Source organism: Streptomyces sp. GL_148 (assembly GCF_057834205.1).
Genome location: NZ_JBYQMC010000002.1, coordinates 26,440 through 44,321, shown reverse-complemented (window position 1 = coordinate 44,321; position 17,882 = coordinate 26,440). Strand labels below are relative to the sequence as shown.

Genomic DNA, 17,882 nt, shown 5'->3' with positions numbered 1-17,882 from the left:
TGGCAGCGTTCCTGTCTCATCTGGCGGGATGGTTCGGCGGGTGGAGGGATTTCGGCGGACTGTGGTTGAAATCAGCCACCCTGGCTCATTCTTTGCTGTTGGCAACTCTTTCTGGAGCTGATCGCTGATCTTCTCACTACTGGCTGCTCCGCCGGTCACGATCAGGTCCCGGCTACGCCCGAACCGGGGATCTCCGGGTGCGTCCAGGCGATGGAGTACTCGCCGTAGGAGTCGATCAGCCAGTTCTCGATCTGGGCTTCCCGGTCGGCGACTTGGTCCATCAGTTCGTCCTGGTCGTTCTGCGCTTGCCGGTAGTCCGGTCCTTCCTCGGAGGACAGGCCAGGGCGCGGCAGGGGCTGTGAGGTCATCTGGCGGCTCCAGGAAAGGGGTTGTGCCGGACAAAGGTCGACTGCGGCGTAGTGGGCGGCATGCGGCGGGTGCCCGTGATCGCCCGCCGAACGGGGGTTAGAGCTGGGTCCAGCCGCGGGGTTCAGCAGTGCCGGAGAGGGGCGTCCAGACCTTGCCGTGCGGTCCGTGGGCTTCGAGGTCTTCGAGGACGGCGGCGCCGAGTGGGACGTGGGTGGCGAGGCGGGTGACGAGTTCATGGTCTGCGGTCATCTGCCTCAGGTCCTCGATGCGCCTGGTGAGGGTGGGGCGGGCTGCGCCGGTGAGGATGAACAGGATGCGGGGGAAGCGGGGGTAGAAGCGCTGCCAGGCGAGCACGGCTCCCTGGTCGGCGATGTTTCCGCGCCGGCCTGGGGGCTGGGGGGTGTAGCTGTGGAAGCGGGCGTAGGTGATGAGTTTTCGGGCCAGGCGCTCGCTGCTCATGGTCGTGCGGTCGATTTCCACGAAGGCCCGGTACTGCAGGCGGCGCGGGCTGGCGACGGTGTAGTGGAGGACGGCGTCCGCGATGAGCCGGTCTTCCCCGACGGTGTCGGGAAGGCGGTGGGTGACCTCGGGCACCCAGTCCAGGGGCTCGTACTCGTCACCGTGGGCTCGGGCGTCGGCGAGGAAGGCGAGGTGGGCGCGGACACCGGTGAGGGTGTGGGCGGCGCGCAGGGAGGCCGCGATGGGGCTCTGGATGGTGGTGGGGGTACGGCCTCGGAGCTCGGGCCAGTCGGTGACCGTCTGGGCGCCGGCCGGAGTGAGGAAGTAGGCGTGCATCCCGTGCTTCCCGCCCAGAGTGGTGTGCGTGATCAGACCGTCCTCGCGCAGCGGCACGAGCACCTTGTGGATCTTCCGTGGCGGCGTGTGGGGCGTGAGCATCTGGTGGAGCTGGGTGCTCGTGAGCAGCCGGTACTGCGAGATCAGGGCCAGGGCCCGTCGTGCGTGGGTGTCGCCGGTGGGGGGCTGGAGCGTGGGGGTGAGGCTCATCGGTACTGGTCCTTTGCGTCGTCGGCCGAGGTGGCGGGCGTAGTGCGCTTCTGGGTGAGGAATGCGCGGACCTTCGCCTCCTGGGCGAGTGCCTCCTCGGTGAGCACCGACAAGGGGCGGGCGCCGGCGTTTCGGTGCGCGGCCCGGTAGAGCGCGGCGGTTTCCTTGCGGCGGGCGAGGTCGCCGAAGACTTCTTCGAGCTCGGGGCCGCGGATGCGCAGGGGTCCGATGCGCTCGCCGTCAACGGTGAACGAGGCGTAGTGCCACCACCGGTGGAGGCCGGCGACGTCGCGGGGGGTGATGGTGGCGCCGGGCCACTGGTTGGTGATCTGGGTGATGGCCTCGATGGAGCCGGCCGTCGTGGACAGGCAGGAGGCGTTCTGCAGCAGGGCGGCGCGGGTGGTGGGGGAGAGGCGGGTCATGAGCTGGGTCATGCCGTGCAGGCGGGCGCCGAATTTGCGCAGTTGCTCGGTGATTTCGGCGAGGACGGTGTCGGAGCCCTGGTCGAGTGAGATCAGTTCGTCGAGGTAGAGGCGGAAGGGGCGGCGCTTCTTCTCGGGGAGGTCGCGGCGGGACAGGCCGGCGCGTAGGAAGTCCCGGACGATCAGTGAGATCAGTAGCCGGTCGGTGGGCCCGGTGCCCGGCGGGCAGATCCACAGCACTTGGCCCTCGTCCATGGCGCGGCGGATGTCGTAGCCGCTGACGGGGCAGCCGAAGAAGGCGCGGATGACGGGGTTCGCGCCCAGGCGCTCCAGGGGGTTGAGGACGGTGGGCAGTGCTTCCTTGGGGAGGTCGGGGAAGATGCTGGTCCACCACTTGCGGCTCTCCTCGTCCAGCACGGCCACGGCCAGACTCCTGAAGGAGGGGTCGGTCAGCAGCGGCCGGATCTGGAACACGGTCGCCTGCTGCTCGGGGGCACCGTCCGCGATGGCGGCTGCGTTGACGGCTACGAGCGCTTCGACGGCCTTCGTCATGACGGTGAGAGCGCGCGGTGTCGTTGCGTCGTCCCATCCCAGGGCCGTCGCGAACGCCTCGACGACTGCGGCGGTCACCTCGTGCGGCGGCTGCCCGCGGGTCATATCGAGGAGGTTCCAGCTGCCCAGCAGGTCGTCGGGGTGGCTCACGGTGAGGTCGAACAGGGCGATCCGCTCCATGATCTCGTCGTGAGCGAGGTAACGGGCCGCGTCGGCGAGGGAGTCGCCGTGGGGGTCGACGAACCCGAGCCCGCGGCCGTTGTGGGCGCTGGCAACGGCATGGACCAGGGCGCGCATCGTCTTGCCCCAGCCGGCCTTGCCGGACTGGACCTCGAAGAGGGTGTCGTCCTCGTGGGTGGCCAGCAGCCGCTCCCGGCCGTCCGGGCCCCGGTGCCAGCCCTGCGGCAGGAGGTCCTTGCCCCGCTCGAAGGTGGGCATGTCGCTCTCCAGCAGCGGCACCTGTGCCTGGCGGGTGGGGGGCTTGAGGAGCCCGGCGAGCTCCTCGATGTGCGCCCACCCGGACCGGGCCGGCTGCATCAACCCGCTGGCCCACCGCGCGTCGAAGCGGTCCCGCCACGGCCACCGGTCGGGCCCGATCCGTACCGGACCCAGAGACCATCCCTGGGAGGCAAGCCTGGTGGCGCCCGCGTAGACGTCCATGGCCGCGCCGATCCGCACCAGGCGTGCCTCCGCGCGGCCAGCCGTGTCGGAGGCACAGCGCACCAGGATCTGCACCCGCACCAGCCCGGGGCTGTGGGCGAGCTTGCCCAGAACGGTGTCGCGCTCCAGGCGGCGGGGCTGGGGCGACATCACCATCTGGCCGCGGCCCTTCCCGCGCCACTCTGCCGGGTCCAGGAGCCGGCCGAAGGCGACGGACGCGCTGTCGGTGGAGTCCTGGGTGAGCCAGCGGGCCTCACGCCGTGCTTCACGACGGGCCTCGTTGCGGGCCTGCTGCATGGTGTGGAAGCGGTGGGAGGCCAGCTGCCAGCGGGAAGCGGGGGAGAGGTCGACGCACACCTCAGCCAGATCACCGAGCTCGGCGTTCAGGTCGCCGACGGCATCGATCAGCGGCTGCAGCGGATCCGGGTCCAGCGGCACGTCCCGCAGGCGAGATCCGGGCTTCCCGTGCAGGGTCAGCACCGCGCGCACCGTGTGCTCGCGGCGCTTGTCGGCGACCGGGTTGGCCGGCTTCACCTGGACGCGGTCGCCGTAGGGGGTCTGGGCCAGCAGTCCGTATGCCGAGGCGGGCGCCTCCATCCGGTAGCCGAGGGGTCGGAGGCCGTCTGCCCGCAGCCGCAGCCGCAGCGCCCGGGCCCGCCGGGGCGTCCACCAAGGTCCGGACCCGGCGGCACGGATCAGCTGCATCCCCTGGCGCCAGATCTGTTCCGCGCTCGGATCGAACTCGCCGGTGGGCACCAGCTCCACATGCAGACGCCGGGTCAGGGCCTCGGCAGCGAGACGCCTTTGCACGAACTCCCAAGCGGCCCAGATGGCGGCCGCGGCCAGCACCAGCCACCAGGCGTTCGCCGCTGCCCAGTCGATGAGGGCCCCGAGGGCGGTGAAGATGTCCGCGACCGTTCGCAGGAGCCCGGCCGCCTTCACAGGGTGCGCTTCCATGATCGATTTCCGTTCTGGGTGAAGCGGACGGTCGCGGTGCGGCCGTCGAGGAAAGTCCCGGCCGGGTCGGCTCCGGCCCACACCAGCCGCACCACCACCCGCACCGCACCCGGGACGGCGCCGGTTGGGGCCGGGGTGTCGCGGCGTGCGGTCGCGGCCTGGATCCGCACCTGCGTGTAGCCGGCGGTCTCGGCCAGCCACGCAGAGCGGGCGAGAGCAAGAACCTGCTGCTCGACCACGGAAGACAGGTCCGCCGCGCTGGCCTGGTCCAGCGCCCGCTGGATGAGCGGGTCGGCGGCCAGTCCCGAACCGGACGGCGGGAGTTCAGCCGGCCCCGACGGCAAGGAGGGCAGAGCGGTGTGGCCGGTGGCGGACGCCGACGCGGTCCTGCCGGGTGTGGGCTGGCTGAGGACCTGCGGTTGGCTGGTAGAGCGCGCTGGCTCGGCCGGTTGGCCTACGGACGTGGAAGCCGGCTTCAGCGCGGGGAGTTCGGCCTGCGAGGAGGGTGCGGGTTGGGGTCGCTGCCCCCCGCCGGCCACCACCGCGGTGCCTTTGCCGCTGAGTCCGGAGTGGAGGAGGAAGGTTCCGGCCGCGGTGAGGAGGGCAGCGGCTGTGAGGAGCTGGCCTCCCGACCACCGGGTGCGGGTGCCGTGCGCCGAGGCTGGTGCCCGAGCAGCCATGAAGAGGCCTTTCGTGAAGAAGGGGGTTGGGGTCTGTCCCACGAAACGACGACGTCCTCACCGGTCTGCTCACCGTGGTGACCCTCGTGGCATCACGGGTGGGAAACAGTTGCGGCGGTGACTCCCCAGCCGCCCGCTCCGACCTCCCCATCGCAGGTCAGCGGCGCGAAGACGTGGCGAGCTGGGCGCAGCACGGACAGTCCGTCGCCGCTCCAACTGGACGTAGGTTCCCGTTTGATCTGTCGGAACGCGCTCGTCCGACCTGGGCCCTTGCCGCCGTGTCTCAGTGACTTGTCAGCGGATTCGTCCCATTGACCTGTCGAATTCCTCAGACAGATCGGACATCTTGTCCGGCTCGACAGTTGGGTGGGACGCTTGTCCCGCCGCACTCCAGGTGGCAGGCGACCGAGGACCTTCCCCGCTGGCCGGATCTTCGACGTAGGTGGCTGCTTGTCATATGGTCGGTGGACCGCAACATGGCGTTTTCGGGCGAACGCCTGTGCCCGCTGGGTGTGGCCACACGTCCGGTGAACGAACTCCGCAACGCGCCAGTCGTATCCCTGTGCCCGCACCAGCTCGTAAGATCCAACCTGGCGCGGACACCGACCGTGCTGACCCTGCGCCAATTTGGGGGAAGTGGATGGAGTTCCGGCTGCTCGGGCCGGTCGAAGTGTGGCGCGAGGGGCGGCGGCTGGCGCTGGGAGGGCCGAAGCCGCGCGCCTTGCTTGCCGCCCTTCTCCTGGCGCACGGCCGAGTGGTCTCGGTGGACCGGCTGGTGGACCAGGTGTGGAACGAAGACCCGCCGCCGACCGCGCGGGCACTGGTCCAGACATACGTTTCATCCCTGCGTCGTGCGGTAGGAAGCGACGTGCTGGAGACCCGGCCGCCCGGGTACGTCATCCATGTACCCGCCGATGGGCTGGACTTGGAGCTGTTCGAGCGACTCGCCGGGGGTGGCAGGGACGCGCTGGCCGCAGGCGAACCAGAGCGCGCAGCCAGGCTCCTGCGCTCCGCGCTGAATCTGTGGCGTGGTGCCCCGCTGGGCGGAATCGGTGAGGCGTTGCGGGTGGACGCTCATCGCCTGGACGAACTGCGGCTGGCTGCACTGGAAGAGCGGGCCACCGCCGACCTGGCTCTGGGCCGGACGGCCGAGCTGCTCGGCGAACTGCCCGCGCTGGTGGCCGACGCGCCCCTGCGGGAACGGCTCCGAGGCCAGCTGATTACCGCACTGTACCGAGTGGGCCGCCAGGCCGACGCGCTGGCGACGTACCACGAGGGGCGCCGGTTGCTCTCCAACGAGCTGGGTATCGATCCCGGCCCTGAACTGCGCCGCCTGTACGAGTCGATCGTGCGGGCCGCCCCGGAGTTGACCGTGCCGGCGAGGGTGCCTCCACCGGCCGTGTCGCCAGCTCACCTACCCCCGCGCGTGGCGGACTTCACCGGCCGCGACCAGGCCCTCGGGACGCTGATCGAGGGGCTGACCACACCAGGTTCGATGCAGCTGGTGTCAGGGAGCGGAGGGGTGGGAAAGTCGGCGCTGGCGGTACAGGCCGCGCACCAGGTGGCCGCCGCGTACCCGGACGGCCAGCTCTACGCCGACCTGCGCGGCACCGTCGGGCCGCCGGCCCTGCCCGGTGAAGTGCTCGGCTGGTTCCTGCGAGCGCTCGGCTTATCGGACGGTGCGATACCCGATCGGCTGGAGGACCGGGTCGGACAGTTCCGTAGCGTGCTGAGCGGCCGTCGGGTGCTGCTGGTCTTGGACGACGCCGGCGACGAGGCACAGGTACGGCCGCTGCTCCCGGGCAGCCCGGCCTGCGGTGTGGTGATCACCAGCCGCAACCGTCTGGCGGGGCTCGCCGGCGTGGCCCGGATCGAACTGGACGTCCTGGCCGATGCCTCGGCCGTAGAACTACTGGCTCGCATCGTCGGCGCCGACCGGGTCGCTGCCGAGCCGAGTGCTGCCGCCCAGGTGGCCCGGCTGTGCGGCAACCTGCCGCTGGCAGTGCGCATCGCCGGAGCGCGGCTGGCCACCCGGAAGCATTGGCGGGTCGCCGCACTGGCGGCTCGGCTGGCCGACGAACGCAGTCGGCTGGATGAACTGCGGGCCGGTGACCTGGAGGTGAGAGCCAGTCTCGGTCTGAGCTACCACGCCCTTGATGCTGAGGCGCGCACGGCCTTCGCGCGCCTGGGTCTTCTCGGTGTACCGGACTTCACGTGGTGGGTGCTGGCGCCCCTGCTGGACGTGCCGGAGCCGGTGGCCGAGGAGGTCTGCGAACGGCTGATAGACGCTCAGCTTCTCGACTACGTCGGCTGCGACACCGCCGGGCAGCCCAGGTACCGGCTGCACGATCTGCTCCGCGTCTACGCCGCCGAGCAGGCCGAGGCGACACAGCCTGTGGCTGAGCGGTCCGACGCCCTGGCCCGGTTGCTGGGAGGCTGGCTGTGGCTCGTCACGCAGATAGCGGCCGCGCAGCCCTCTGGCGCGGTGCAGCCGCCGACCGGGAGCGGGACGGCCTGGCCGGTCGCTCCGGAAGTGGCTGCCTCGGCGCTGGCCGATCCCATTGCCTGGTTCGCCACGGAGGAGCGGGCGCTGGTATCCGTGGTCGAGCGGGCCGCCGCGATGGGTCTGGACGTGGCCGCCTGTGCGCTGGCGGCCGCGCTTGCCGCTTCCGGCTTCGCCGTCGGCAACCGATTCGAGCAGTGGGACCGGGTGCACACCACAGCGCTGGCCGCCGCCCGCCGGGCAGGCAACCTCGCCGGAGAGGCCACGCTGCTGACCGGTCTCGGCCAGCTCCGCTATGAGCAGGACTGCTATACCGACGCCGAGCGGTACTTCTTGCAGGCGCTGCCGCTGTTCGAGACGGTCGGTGGTGTCCGGGGCGTGGCCGTGGTGTTTGCCGGCCTCGGCTCGGTGAGCCGGGAGCGCGGCTGGTTCGCCACCGCCCGCGGTCAACTAAGCCGCGCTCTCCATGGTTTCAGGATGCTTGGCGATCAGGCGGGTGCCGGGCACACGGCCCGCCTGGCCGCGTCCGTGCACCTGGAGGAGGGCACCTACCCGGCGGCACATGAGCTGCTCGCCGAGGCACGCGCGGCCTACCGGCGGATCGGCAGCGTTCGCGGTGAGGCGTTGGTGCTGCGCACAACCGGTCTGGTGCACCGGGCGGATGGCGAGTACGAGCGGGCGGTCGAGTTGTGTACCGACGCCGCCGAGATGTTCCGTGGGATCGGCGACCGGCTGATGGCCGCGTACGCCGATCAGGCGCTGGTCAAGGCGCGGATCCGTCTCGGCGAGACGCACGGTGCCCGGACCACGCTGGTCGCAGCCCTCCGGGAATGCCGCGACCACAACGATCCGCTCGGTGAGGGCCTGATGCTCCGCACCCTCGGTGAGCTGTCGCTCGCCGAAAACCGGCTTGAGGAGGCCGCCAAGGAGCTGCGGGCGGCGATCCAGATATGGGAGGGGCTGGGCCTGCCGCTCTTCTGCGCCCGCGCGGCACGCGACCTGGCGGCTGTGCACGAGGCAGCCGGCGATCACGGAACGGCGGCCGAGCTGCGCGCCGACGCACTGCGCGTCTTCGCCGGCTTCGGCGCCCGGGAGCACGGCGAGCTGTCCCGACAAATCAGCCGTTGAGCCGAAGGGACCTGTCGAAAACCCTGGCCCGACGGCTTCGGCGGCTCTTGCAGTGGATTTACAGCGACGTCGGCGAGCCTCTCACCCAGCACCAAGAGCGCCGTATCCCGCTGAGGAGTCGATCTTGAAATCACCCCTGCTCCACCGCATCACCACCGCCGCTCTGGGCCTGTCCCTCGCGGCCGGCGCGACGCTGGCGGCGGCGCCGTCCGCGCTCGCGGCCACCGCCTCGGACATCGCCCGCGTCGCCAACCAGGAGGCAGCCCAGCCGCATACCTGCTCGTACTACGGCAACTGCCCCGGCGCCGGCTGGTGCGCGGTGTTCGCCACCTGGATCTGGCAGCACGCCGGTGTGTCCGATCTGGGCGGCCTCAACATCAGTGCGGTGGACTTCTACCGGTACGGAGTGAACAAACACACCGTCGACCAGGTGCCGAACGTCGGAGACGCGGTCGTTTACAACCTGAACGGCACCGGCACCTACGCCGATCACGTGAACATCGTGGTGGCCGTCTCCGGTGACACCGTCACCACGGTCGGCGGCAACGAGAGCAACACCGTGCAGCGCACCAGTTGGAACTGGAAGAACGGCTACAACGCGAGCGGTCAGCGCGCGAGCGCGTACATCGCGCCGGCTGGCCTGAGCACCCCCGTCGCCCCGAGCGGGTCGTCGAACGGCCGGGCCGTCCAGTACGGCCAGACGCTTGAGGAGTTCGAGCGAACACCCGACGATCGTCTGCGTCACACCTGGTGGCCGGACGGCGGAGCGCCGCAGTCCGCGGTCATGAGCGAGACCCCGGCGGGCTCGATCCGCAGTACCCCGGCCGTCACCACCTACAACGGCCAGCTTCAGGTCTTCGCCCGGGGCCAAAACGACAAGCTGGCCCATGTCTGGTACTCCGGCGACACCTGGAGGTCGGAGCAGTTCTCCTCCGACGTCGCCGGCCGGCCTGGGGTGGCCGTGTACAACAACGAACTGCACGTGTTCTACCGGGACACCGCCGGATACCTGAAGCACCTGCGGTGGGACGGCTCCTGGCACTCCGAGAGCCTCTGGTCCAACCAACGCCTTGCCGGTGACCCCACGGTCACCGTGTTCCGCGGGCAGCTCCAGGTCTTTGCCCGCACCGCCGACAGCCAGCTGTTCAACACCTGGTGGGGGGCGGCCGGCTGGGGCACCACGATCGTGCCGGGCAGCAGCCTGATCGCGGGCGACCCGGCGGCCATGGTCTACAGCGACCAACTGCAGGTCTGGTCGCGCGGCGTCAACGGCCGCCTTGAGCACAGCTGGTACACCGACCGCTGGAACAACGAGACCCAGTACGACTGGCCGACGGTAGCAGGCGACCCGGCACTGACCGAGTTCCGTGGCGAGCTCCAGGTGTTCGCCCAGTCCGGCGGCGGCCTGTTCAACGCGTGGTGGCACGACGCCTGGGGCACGACGACCATCCCCGGGATCAGCGCCAGCGGCAATCCCACCGCGACCGCCTACAACGACATCCTTGAGGTCTTCGTTCGCGGTGCCGACGGCGCACTCCAGCACGCCTGGTACACCGCTGGTTGGCAGACCGAATCCCTGGGCGGACCGATCAGCTGATCCGGCAGGCGTGACTGGCCGGGTGCCCACCCTACGAATGGGCCCCCGGCCACTGCGCTCCTACAGAGGTGTAGGTTCCGATCTGAGTTGCCGGCCGAAGCCAGTCCCGTAGGTGCTGGTCGCGTTGCCCAGCCCGGCCAACACCGGGCCGTTGTAGCGCAGACCGTCGACCTCGACCCCGTAGTGCTGGATCGTGTGCGGCTTGGCCACCAGGAACTCGAACGCCAGCTCAGGCCGGGCCGACATCCGCCGCCGTCCGGCCCGGCCCAGACCGATCCGCAGCATCTCCAGCGGAGACAGCGATACCTTCGGCCACTGCGGGATGACCAGCCCGTCGTACTCACTCCGGTGATAGACGAATGCGGTCGCCATCCCGGCCGGTCAGCTGGAACGGTTGAGCCGCGATCTCCACGACCGTGCGGTCGAAATCAGCGAGCAGGATGCGGACGAGCTCCAGCCGGCTCTCGTAGGCCACCAGCCGTCCTGTCGTCGCGGCGTGGTACCAGCCCGAGTAGTGCTTCTGCGCGCGGTACCAGCGGAATTCGCGTACCGGGAGGCCGCGGGCCACTTCGTCACACTCGGTCGAGAGGTGCCTCGACCTGCCGCCCGTCAGCCCGGCGATACGTTGTCCGGACCGTCCCGCTATCTGTCGTAAGCGCTTTGCCCGAACCAGCCGACACGGCAGCCGCTTCGTGTCCGATGTCAACGACACCAAGACACTGGCCCTCACCAGCAGTAACCTGGACGAGAAGCCGGGTAAACCCAACGAAAGGCTGGATCTCCAGCCGAGAGGGGCTGCCGCGTTTCTGGGAGAGTGTTGGACCGAAGAGAACCCCCTCTAGTGCCAAGTTGAAGACAGATTGCTTGGACACTGACATCTCTAATCGGAACCTACACTGGAGAGTTCAGAGCGGTCTCGCCCCGCCCGCGTAATCGGGCATGGCCGTCACGGGGTCAATGCGGACCGATTTACCAGGCCGGGGTGCGTTGATCATCTTTCCGTCGCCGAGGTAGATCCCGACGTGGTGGATGGTGGAGTCAGCGGTGGGGCTGTAGCCGTAGAAGACGAGGTCACCGGGCTGGAGTGCGGCGAAGCCGGCGGCGGCGGGAATGCGCTGCCCTGTGCCGGCTTGGGCGGCCGCCGTACGGGGGAGGGTGATGCCGGCTTGCGCGTAGGCGTACTGGGTCAGTCCGGAGCAGTCGAAGCCGGTGACGGTGCGGCCGTCCTGCCCTCCGGGCGAGCAGCAGATTCCCGTGCTGGGCCCGGACGGTCCGCCACCACCCCAGGAGTACGGGACGCCCTGCTGGGCGAGGGCTGCCGCAATGAGAGTGCCGATGTTTCCGGAGGGGACGGTGGGTGTGTTCCCCAGGGAGTCGTAGCGGTCGATGCCCGACAGGACGTCGTCCACGTACGCCCACGACGCGTTGTAGGTGTACAGGGCCGCGCGCAGCTGCTCGCGGTCGGTGAGGTTCCGGCCCCTGCCGCACACGTAGACGGCTGCGGAGGCGGCGGCGTCGTCGGCGTTGTGCGGGGAGAGGGTGCCGTCGGCGTTGCCGTCCACGCCGTTCGCGACGAACGTGGCGGGAAGGAACTGGAAGGGGCCGACCGCGCGCTCGAACTCGCTGTCGCCGTCCCAGCGGCCGCCGTCGGTGTCCGGGATCGCGGTGGTGTTGCCGCCTGCTCCGGATCCGTCCAGGCGGGGGCCGATCACCGGAGGGGTGATGTCTCCGCCTGGGGTGATCTGCCGGCCCTGGGCGTGGTCGGACTCCACCCGGGCGATCCCGGCGAGGATCTGCCAGCGCATGCCCCTGCATCCAGAGACGTGCGCGGTGACCTGGGCGGCGCCGGTGAGGTACGCGGTGAGCATCCGCTGCGGGATACCGGCCGCACCAGCGCTCGGCGGGGCGCCCTGCCCTGCCGAGGCCTGGCCCGAGACGGCGGCCAGCAGGACCGGAGCGGTACAGCAGGCGGCGGCCACCAGCAGGAGCACACCCAAACAGCCCATCTTCTTCCAGCGGCTCACAGGCCCTCGCCCTCCCCCTCGCGGCGGCGGCGCTCGGCGGCGCGGGCCTCGAACTTCGCCCGCAACCGTGCGGCGTTCGCCTCTGCCGCCGGGTCCGTGCCGGCTGCGGATCGCGGTCCGGCCGCCGTACCGGAACGGGCGAGAGACGGATCCGGGCGAGAGGTTGGCGAGGGCGGGGCGGCAGGAGCCGCGGCGCCTGGCCGGATCGGAGGGGCAGGTGTGGACGTGGGGAAAACGGTGGGAATGGTGGTCGGGGTTGTCGGGGTAGGCGTGGGCGTGGGGGTGGGCCGCGGAGGCGGGGTACGGCTTGCGGTGGTGAGGGGAGCTGTGTAGATGGTGGCAGCGATGGCCGTGTTGCGGACGGCGGCGGCGGGGTCGTTGACTTGCCAGGCGGTGGCCAGCCGTTGCCCAACGTGGTCCACACCGTTGCGTACGGCCCGGCCTCCTTGGCCCCAGGCGAAGGCGTCATCGCTCAGGTGGTTACCTGTCACGCGGAGCTGAGTCCAGGCGTCCTGGGTGTACTCGCTCGCCGTCGTCCGAGCCGCGTGGAGGGTCCGGGGCAGCCCGAAGGTCGCGCCGTAGGCCACGCGGCCGGCCCGGTGGGTGATGCGGTAGCCGCGCAGCCGGGAGGCACTCTGATGGATACGGGACCCGAGCAAGGGCCGGTCGGTTGCCGGATCGTGCAGGACTTCCCCGGTCTGCTGGTCGACCTGCATCTCTCCCGCCGGATGCTGCTGGCCGCCAGCGGCCCGATGGAGGGCGGTGGCCGCAGAGTGGCGGGAGGGCGGGGGACCGACGAAAAGGGAGTGTGCGCCGCGCAGGGCCAGCGCCAGGGGGGTGATGCCACGGCGGCCCTCGGCGAGCGCGTCGCCGATCGCCCGGCCCGGGGTGAACGGCATGCCGGTGGGGTCGGTGAGGGTGGCGAGGCTGCCCAGCGAGCGCAGGCGCGTCCCGAACGCGCTGTGGGCGGGTGAGGACCCGGCCCCCCTGAAGCCGGCTGAGCCTGCGCCGGGGCGTGGGCCGTGGACGGCGAGGGCGGCGCCGAACTCGCTGTTGTCGCCGCGGAGGTGGCTGCCGCCGACCTTCGAAAACCGCATCCGGGTGGTCATGCGCTGCCCGAACGTAGACGCGGCGGCCATCATGCGGCGGTGGAAAACGAGGAAAGCCACCGCGACGGCGTCCAGGAGCAGTAGCCGCTCCACCATCAGATCGGGGCCGCTGCGGGAGAACACCACATGGACGGTGATCCCGAACAACGGGAGCATGATCGCGGCGACGAAGGACACCATCACGGAGACGATGAACACCCCGAACCAGCGCCACAGCACCATCCGGGAGGGGCCGGGCAGCATCGCCCACACCCATGCCACACCACCACACGCGGCCGCGGCCGCGTCGCCGGCCTGAGCGCCGAACATGACCAGGACCATCGACATCACCATCAGCGCGATCACCACGACCGCGACGAGGAGCAGCAGGGCGGCGCCGACCCGGTCCCAGGAAGGCTGCTTCGCGTACGCCGCCGCGTCCTTGCCCCGATCGCCGGCCTTCTCCAGACCGGCGAGCATCTTCATGAACTCCGGGTCGGCCGTGTTGCGATCCCACGGCATCTCCGTCGGATCCTGGGGAACCAGCCCCACCCCTGGGGGTTTGCGGCCCTCGCAGTAGGCCCGTGCGGGGCCCCGAATCTTCCGGCAGACGTCCTTATTGCCCGAGCCCGGCTGCTTCTTGTCGAGCTTGGCGACCCAGGCGAGGTGGACTTCGTAAGCGGCCTTGTCGGCCGGGTCCTTCGGGTCGAGGACAGTTCCGTACTGCAGCAACATGTAGGGCTTGACGACCAGGGCGTCGGTCAGCGCGTCCTGGATGGGCTTCACCACGCTCGTAGCCTGCGCTTCCTCGCGGTAGCAGGTGTCGCGCATGGGGCCTACGACCGCCCCACACACGCCCGCTCCGGTTTCACCGAAGTAGCTGCGGGTGGTGATCTGGGCGACCTCGATGGCAGCCTCGTGGGCCTGGTTGAGCGGGCCGTCCTGCCCGAGGAGGTAGTCCGGGCGGATACAGGCGCTTGCCGCGAAGGCCGCGATGACCAGGGTTAGAAGGATCTCCCCGAGTCCGGTGCCGGCCTTCCCGCGCATGAACACGATGCCGCCGAAGATGAACGCCCAGCCCAGCAGGAGTTCCTTGAGACCCAGGGCATCGACGACGTGGGTGTTGTAGGTATCGGCAAGGTCTTGCGCGGGGGCAGCCAACAGACGCAGCAGGGGGAAGTCGAAGACGAAGTCGACCAGCCAGCAGCACAGTCCGACCAGCAGCCGTGCCAGCGAGAACAGTCCCCCCAGCACCAGGACCTGGAACTGGCCGGACACATTCAGGACAGGGCCCCCGTCGGCACCCAGTTCGTAGCCGTCCAGCGGGACACCCTCAGAGCTGGCCACGTTGAGTGGGGCCAGCAGCCCCCCACCGACGGTGCCGCCGCCGTCGGCCGCGGCGGCGACGGCCGTGTTCACCGTGAGGAAAACGACCGTCATCAGCGCGACGAACCCAGCCGCCCTCAGGGTTCCCCGGTCCAGGCGCAAGCGCGTGATCACAGCCGCCGTCCCGCGGTGGACACCAGAGCAATGGCGGCCGCAACAGCAATGGTGGAGAACAACAGCAGGCCGGTACGGGCGTCGAGCACGCCGGGCCACAATGCCGCCCGCTGAGGCACCGGCGCGGACGCCGCGGCGGCTGCCGGGGTGGTGTTCCGCGTGCAGGAGTCGTGGGCCCTGCCGATGATCCACCGGCAGGGCTCCCCTACAGCCGGCTCTGAGGCGGACACCGCGGCCCCTGGGGCAGTCGGGCGGGCGTGGGGCAGTGCCCAGGCCGCGACGGTGCAGGCGAGCAGGAGCAGGGTGACGGCCGTGACGAGCAGCAGTCGGACACCGTTCGTGCGGTTCATCGCTTCCCCCCGGAGGCCTCGGTCCGGCCTGCACGGCCGGGCGTGGTGTAGATGGATTCGCTGATGCGCGGTACCGGGGGGACGACCACTTTGATCCGGCCTACCTGCATACGCGGATCGCGCAGCAGCATTTCCCCCTCGCGCCCTGCCTGACCGACCGGTGACAGGCCGGTGGTGACCAGCCGGAGCAGGTCTTCGTCCGCGCCGTCCAGGCCAAGGAAGGCCAGTCCCTTGGCGGCGCGGGCCCGGTCGGTGGTGCGGGCGAGGAACCGGTAGGCGATCAGCGCGCGGTCCGGGCCGAGTTCCGCTTCGTCGTGGGCGCCCAGAAAGGCGCCGGCACCGTGCTTGCGGCCGTCGTGGAAGATCTCGTGGACCAGCGCGGCTCCCTCCGCCGAGGAGGTGAGCCAGTAGGCCTCATCCACCACGACGGAGCAGAAACGATCCGGCTGCGTGAACGCGGCCTGCCGGGCGATCGCCGCGATCAGGTACAGCACCGCCCGCCCGATCAGGGCCTCCAGCGGCTGCTGACGCAGCACCTCCGCATTGGCGAAGGCTTCCCTCGGGGGGAGCGTGAGGCCGGTGGTGGTGAAGACGACCAGGTCGGCGCCCAGGTCCCCGTCCAAGGTGACCGGCGGCAGGTCCGGGTCGAAGACCATCGCTGCGAGGGGGTTTCCACGCACGATCCGCAGCAGGTCGGCCATGGTCGCCGCCGTGTCCCCGCGGGTCGTGCCCCCACCGGTTTCGGCCAACGCGGACAAGACGTCCAGGACCTTGCCCATCGACGGCTCCGGCCCGGCCACGACTTCTTCGACCGCGTGGTGCAAGACGGCGCCCGCAGTGGTCATCGCCCCGACCCCCAGCTGCAGGGCCAGGTAGGACAGGGCGTAGTGGGCGCCGACCGGCCCGCCGAACACCCGCAACGGGTCGATGGAGATGCGGGCCTGGGCGGCGTCGATGACCTGGCAGCGCTCACCCATCGCCGACTGCCCGAAGGACGCCCATTCCCGGATGGGGGTGCGGTCGATGACGATGGCCCGACCGCCCCGGTCCACCACCGCACCGGTGACCAGCTTCTCCAGCACGCTCTTGCCGCCGCCCAGGTCCCCGACCACCGCGCTGGACGCGGACGCGTTGACCTGCGGGGCATCGGCCGGGTTCAGCAGGACGGGGCGGATGGTGCCGCTGTCCAGGTCGTGGCCGACCAGCATCCCCGCCGGATCACCCACCCGCGACAGCGTGAACGCGCCGCAGGCGGCCCAGTCCTCGGAGAGCTGGTGCTGCGTGAACTGCTGCAGTTTCGGCGCCCGTACCCCGCCCGGCAGACCCAGAGCGAACAGCTCCTCCTGCATCCCATACGGACGCACCAGCCGGTAGTCACCGCCGGCCAGGACCGCCGACAGCGTCCTCGCCCGCGCGTCGCAGGTCGCAGCGTCCGGCCCCCACACGGTGAGCACGGTCACGGACTGCACCTCGACCTCGACCGAGGTCCTCGCCATCCGCGCATCCTGCTCGGCAAGATCCCCGGCCGCCTCAGGCAGCGAATGCGGCATCCCGGTGGGCTGCGCACCGTACTGCCCGGACTGGTCCAGCAGTTCGCGCTTCTTGCACTGGACCTGCGCGCGGGCCTTCTTCGCCGCCACCACCCGCAGGTCCACCGCGACGTCCACCGGGAACGGCAGTCCTTCCAGCTGGGCCAGGACGTCGGCGTGCTGGACCGACACCGCCGGCGGGAGCTCCGCCAGGACCAGGTGCGCCTGATAGCCGGTCCCGGCCTCGGACTCGACCTGCAGCCACCGCCGGCCCACCGGCGAGGACATGCCAGCCGACCGCCACCACGGACCACTCGCCGTCTTGGTCTCCTTACGGGTGTCCTGGCCGCCCTCGGCCAGCCGGATCGCGCCCAGATCGGCGTACGAGGGGGAGTGCATTTTTCCCGCGCGGACCTGGCTGCCGTAGTGGGGGCTCTGCTCGGCGTCCGAGAGGAGCGGCTCCTGACCGAGCCCGCGGTGGACCGCGTGCTGCACCATCCACACGATTTCCGCCGCCGACGCAGGCCGCAGCCCCAGGCCGCCACCGAATGAGGTCTGGATCCGCTCGGCTTCCGCGAACGCCGCCTCCACCTCCACCTCGGAGACCGCAACCGGCGCAAGGTCCAGCGCCGCCGCCAGCTCCGCGTACAAGCCGGCGAGGGACGCCGTCACGGCTCCGCCCCGACTGGGCAGCGGCACAGCAAGCCACAGGGTCCGCTCGTGCATCTCCTCACCAGTCAGGAGATCAACGGCCGCGGCGCAGGTCTCCGCCCACCCTGCCAGCTCCCACCACTGCGTCCCCGCCGTCATCCGCTCGGCGACCTCACCGGGATCGGTGCGCGATGCGAGCACGAACAGGCGCGGCTCCATACCGGGCATGGAGCGCACCAGCGAGGTGATGCGCTCCAGCAGCTCCTGGTGAACCGCGGCAGGCAGGTAGCCCCCCGCCAGGGGCGTCACCCGCCACACCGCCCAGACCTTGGCCGTGGCCGACCACAGCAGGTGCCCGGCGACATGCCGAAACAGGGTCCGCATCACGCCGCCCTCCCCACAGGCCCGGCCGCATCCGCAAGCAGCCGCGACAGGCCCGATCCGGCCGCCGCACGGTCGCGTGCCGCGGCCCCTTCGGCCACGACGGCCGGTACGCCGGGCGGCACTTCGGGTGCCGCCTCGATCACGAACCGGCCCCGCACGTGGGAGGGCCGCCGGTCGCGGGCAACGTGCCCACCGATCCGCCCGGCCGGATGCCGCGCCAGCAGGGTCAGCACCCCGAGCAGCGCAGTGAACGGATTCTGCCCCGCGATCTGCGCGCCGCGCGCCGCCCACACCGCGACCAGCCACAGCACGATCGGCACCGGCCCCGCCCACGACCACCAGGCGTACGTCTTGACCAGCGTGACTGCGCCGCCGCCCATCACGACCAGCTGCGCCGGTGTGTAGGGGCCGAACCAGATCGTCCAGTCCCCGAGCTTGCCCAGCACCCACGGATGCCGACGCGCGCTCGTGTATACCCGCGCG

At 70.7% G+C, this 17,882-nt stretch carries 13 protein-coding genes; 2 read left to right on the top strand and 11 right to left on the bottom strand.

Features of this window, described 5'->3' with window-relative positions; all coding sequences use genetic code 11:
• Nucleotides 1–161 precede the first annotated feature (161 nt).
• The 4 genes from AC3IYI_RS39550 to AC3IYI_RS39535 all read right to left on the bottom strand — a co-directional run bounded on the left by AC3IYI_RS39550 (nucleotide 162) and on the right by AC3IYI_RS39535 (nucleotide 4,687).
• Entirely contained in the window at nucleotides 162–368 is a 207-nt protein-coding gene (locus AC3IYI_RS39550; RefSeq protein ID WP_489411950.1) for a hypothetical protein, read from the bottom strand.
• 97 nt (nucleotides 369–465) lie between these two features.
• On the bottom strand, nucleotides 466–1,374 hold the full coding sequence (locus AC3IYI_RS39545) for a replication-relaxation family protein (protein WP_489411949.1): 909 nt from the start codon (nucleotides 1,372–1,374) through the stop codon (nucleotides 466–468).
• On the bottom strand, nucleotides 1,371–3,965 hold the full coding sequence (locus tag AC3IYI_RS39540; RefSeq protein WP_489411948.1) for a type IV secretory system conjugative DNA transfer family protein: 2,595 nt from the start codon (nucleotides 3,963–3,965) through the stop codon (nucleotides 1,371–1,373). The genes AC3IYI_RS39545 and AC3IYI_RS39540 overlap by 4 nt, the downstream gene beginning before the upstream one ends.
• Nucleotides 3,947–4,687 carry a hypothetical protein gene (locus AC3IYI_RS39535; RefSeq protein WP_489411947.1) on the bottom strand — a complete coding sequence of 247 codons (741 nt, stop codon included), beginning with the start codon at nucleotides 4,685–4,687 and terminating at the stop codon, nucleotides 3,947–3,949. The genes AC3IYI_RS39540 and AC3IYI_RS39535 overlap by 19 nt, the downstream gene beginning before the upstream one ends.
• A 598-nt stretch (nucleotides 4,688–5,285) precedes the next feature.
• Here AC3IYI_RS39535 and AC3IYI_RS39530 point away from each other — a divergent pair.
• Together AC3IYI_RS39530 and AC3IYI_RS39525 are read left to right on the top strand one after the other, a co-directional pair.
• Nucleotides 5,286–8,276, top strand: coding sequence for an AfsR/SARP family transcriptional regulator (locus AC3IYI_RS39530; protein WP_489411946.1), 2,991 nt, complete (start codon nucleotides 5,286–5,288; stop codon nucleotides 8,274–8,276).
• A gap of 124 nt (nucleotides 8,277–8,400) precedes the next feature.
• A complete protein-coding gene (locus AC3IYI_RS39525; RefSeq protein WP_489411945.1) occupies nucleotides 8,401–9,873 on the top strand; it encodes a DUF8189 domain-containing protein in 1,473 nt (490 codons plus the stop codon).
• A 60-nt stretch (nucleotides 9,874–9,933) separates the two neighbouring features.
• Here AC3IYI_RS39525 and AC3IYI_RS39520 read toward each other — a convergent pair whose 3' ends face one another.
• The 7 genes from AC3IYI_RS39520 to AC3IYI_RS39490 all read right to left on the bottom strand — a co-directional run bounded on the left by AC3IYI_RS39520 (nucleotide 9,934) and on the right by AC3IYI_RS39490 (nucleotide 17,845).
• Complete coding sequence (locus AC3IYI_RS39520; protein WP_489411944.1) at nucleotides 9,934–10,245, bottom strand: hypothetical protein; 312 nt, start codon at nucleotides 10,243–10,245, stop codon at nucleotides 9,934–9,936.
• Nucleotides 10,214–10,441, bottom strand: a complete 228-nt coding sequence (locus AC3IYI_RS39515) for a hypothetical protein (protein ID WP_489411943.1) — start codon at nucleotides 10,439–10,441, stop codon at nucleotides 10,214–10,216. The genes AC3IYI_RS39520 and AC3IYI_RS39515 overlap by 32 nt, the downstream gene beginning before the upstream one ends.
• A 337-nt stretch (nucleotides 10,442–10,778) precedes the next feature.
• Entirely contained in the window at nucleotides 10,779–11,897 is a 1,119-nt protein-coding gene (locus AC3IYI_RS39510) for a C40 family peptidase (RefSeq protein WP_489411942.1), read from the bottom strand.
• Nucleotides 11,894–14,485 carry a hypothetical protein gene (locus AC3IYI_RS39505; RefSeq protein ID WP_489411941.1) on the bottom strand — a complete coding sequence of 864 codons (2,592 nt, stop codon included), beginning with the start codon at nucleotides 14,483–14,485 and terminating at the stop codon, nucleotides 11,894–11,896. Before AC3IYI_RS39505 ends, AC3IYI_RS39510 begins: the two co-directional genes overlap by 4 nt.
• Complete coding sequence (locus AC3IYI_RS39500; RefSeq protein ID WP_489411940.1) at nucleotides 14,482–14,835, bottom strand: hypothetical protein; 354 nt, start codon at nucleotides 14,833–14,835, stop codon at nucleotides 14,482–14,484. Before AC3IYI_RS39500 ends, AC3IYI_RS39505 begins: the two co-directional genes overlap by 4 nt.
• On the bottom strand, nucleotides 14,832–17,399 hold the full coding sequence (locus AC3IYI_RS39495; RefSeq protein ID WP_489411939.1) for an ATP-binding protein: 2,568 nt from the start codon (nucleotides 17,397–17,399) through the stop codon (nucleotides 14,832–14,834). Before AC3IYI_RS39495 ends, AC3IYI_RS39500 begins: the two co-directional genes overlap by 4 nt.
• Nucleotides 17,399–17,845: a hypothetical protein gene (locus AC3IYI_RS39490; protein WP_489411938.1), complete on the bottom strand. Its 447-nt coding sequence runs from the start codon at nucleotides 17,843–17,845 to the stop codon at nucleotides 17,399–17,401. The genes AC3IYI_RS39495 and AC3IYI_RS39490 overlap by 1 nt, the downstream gene beginning before the upstream one ends.
• Between the last annotated feature and the right edge of the window lie 37 nt (nucleotides 17,846–17,882).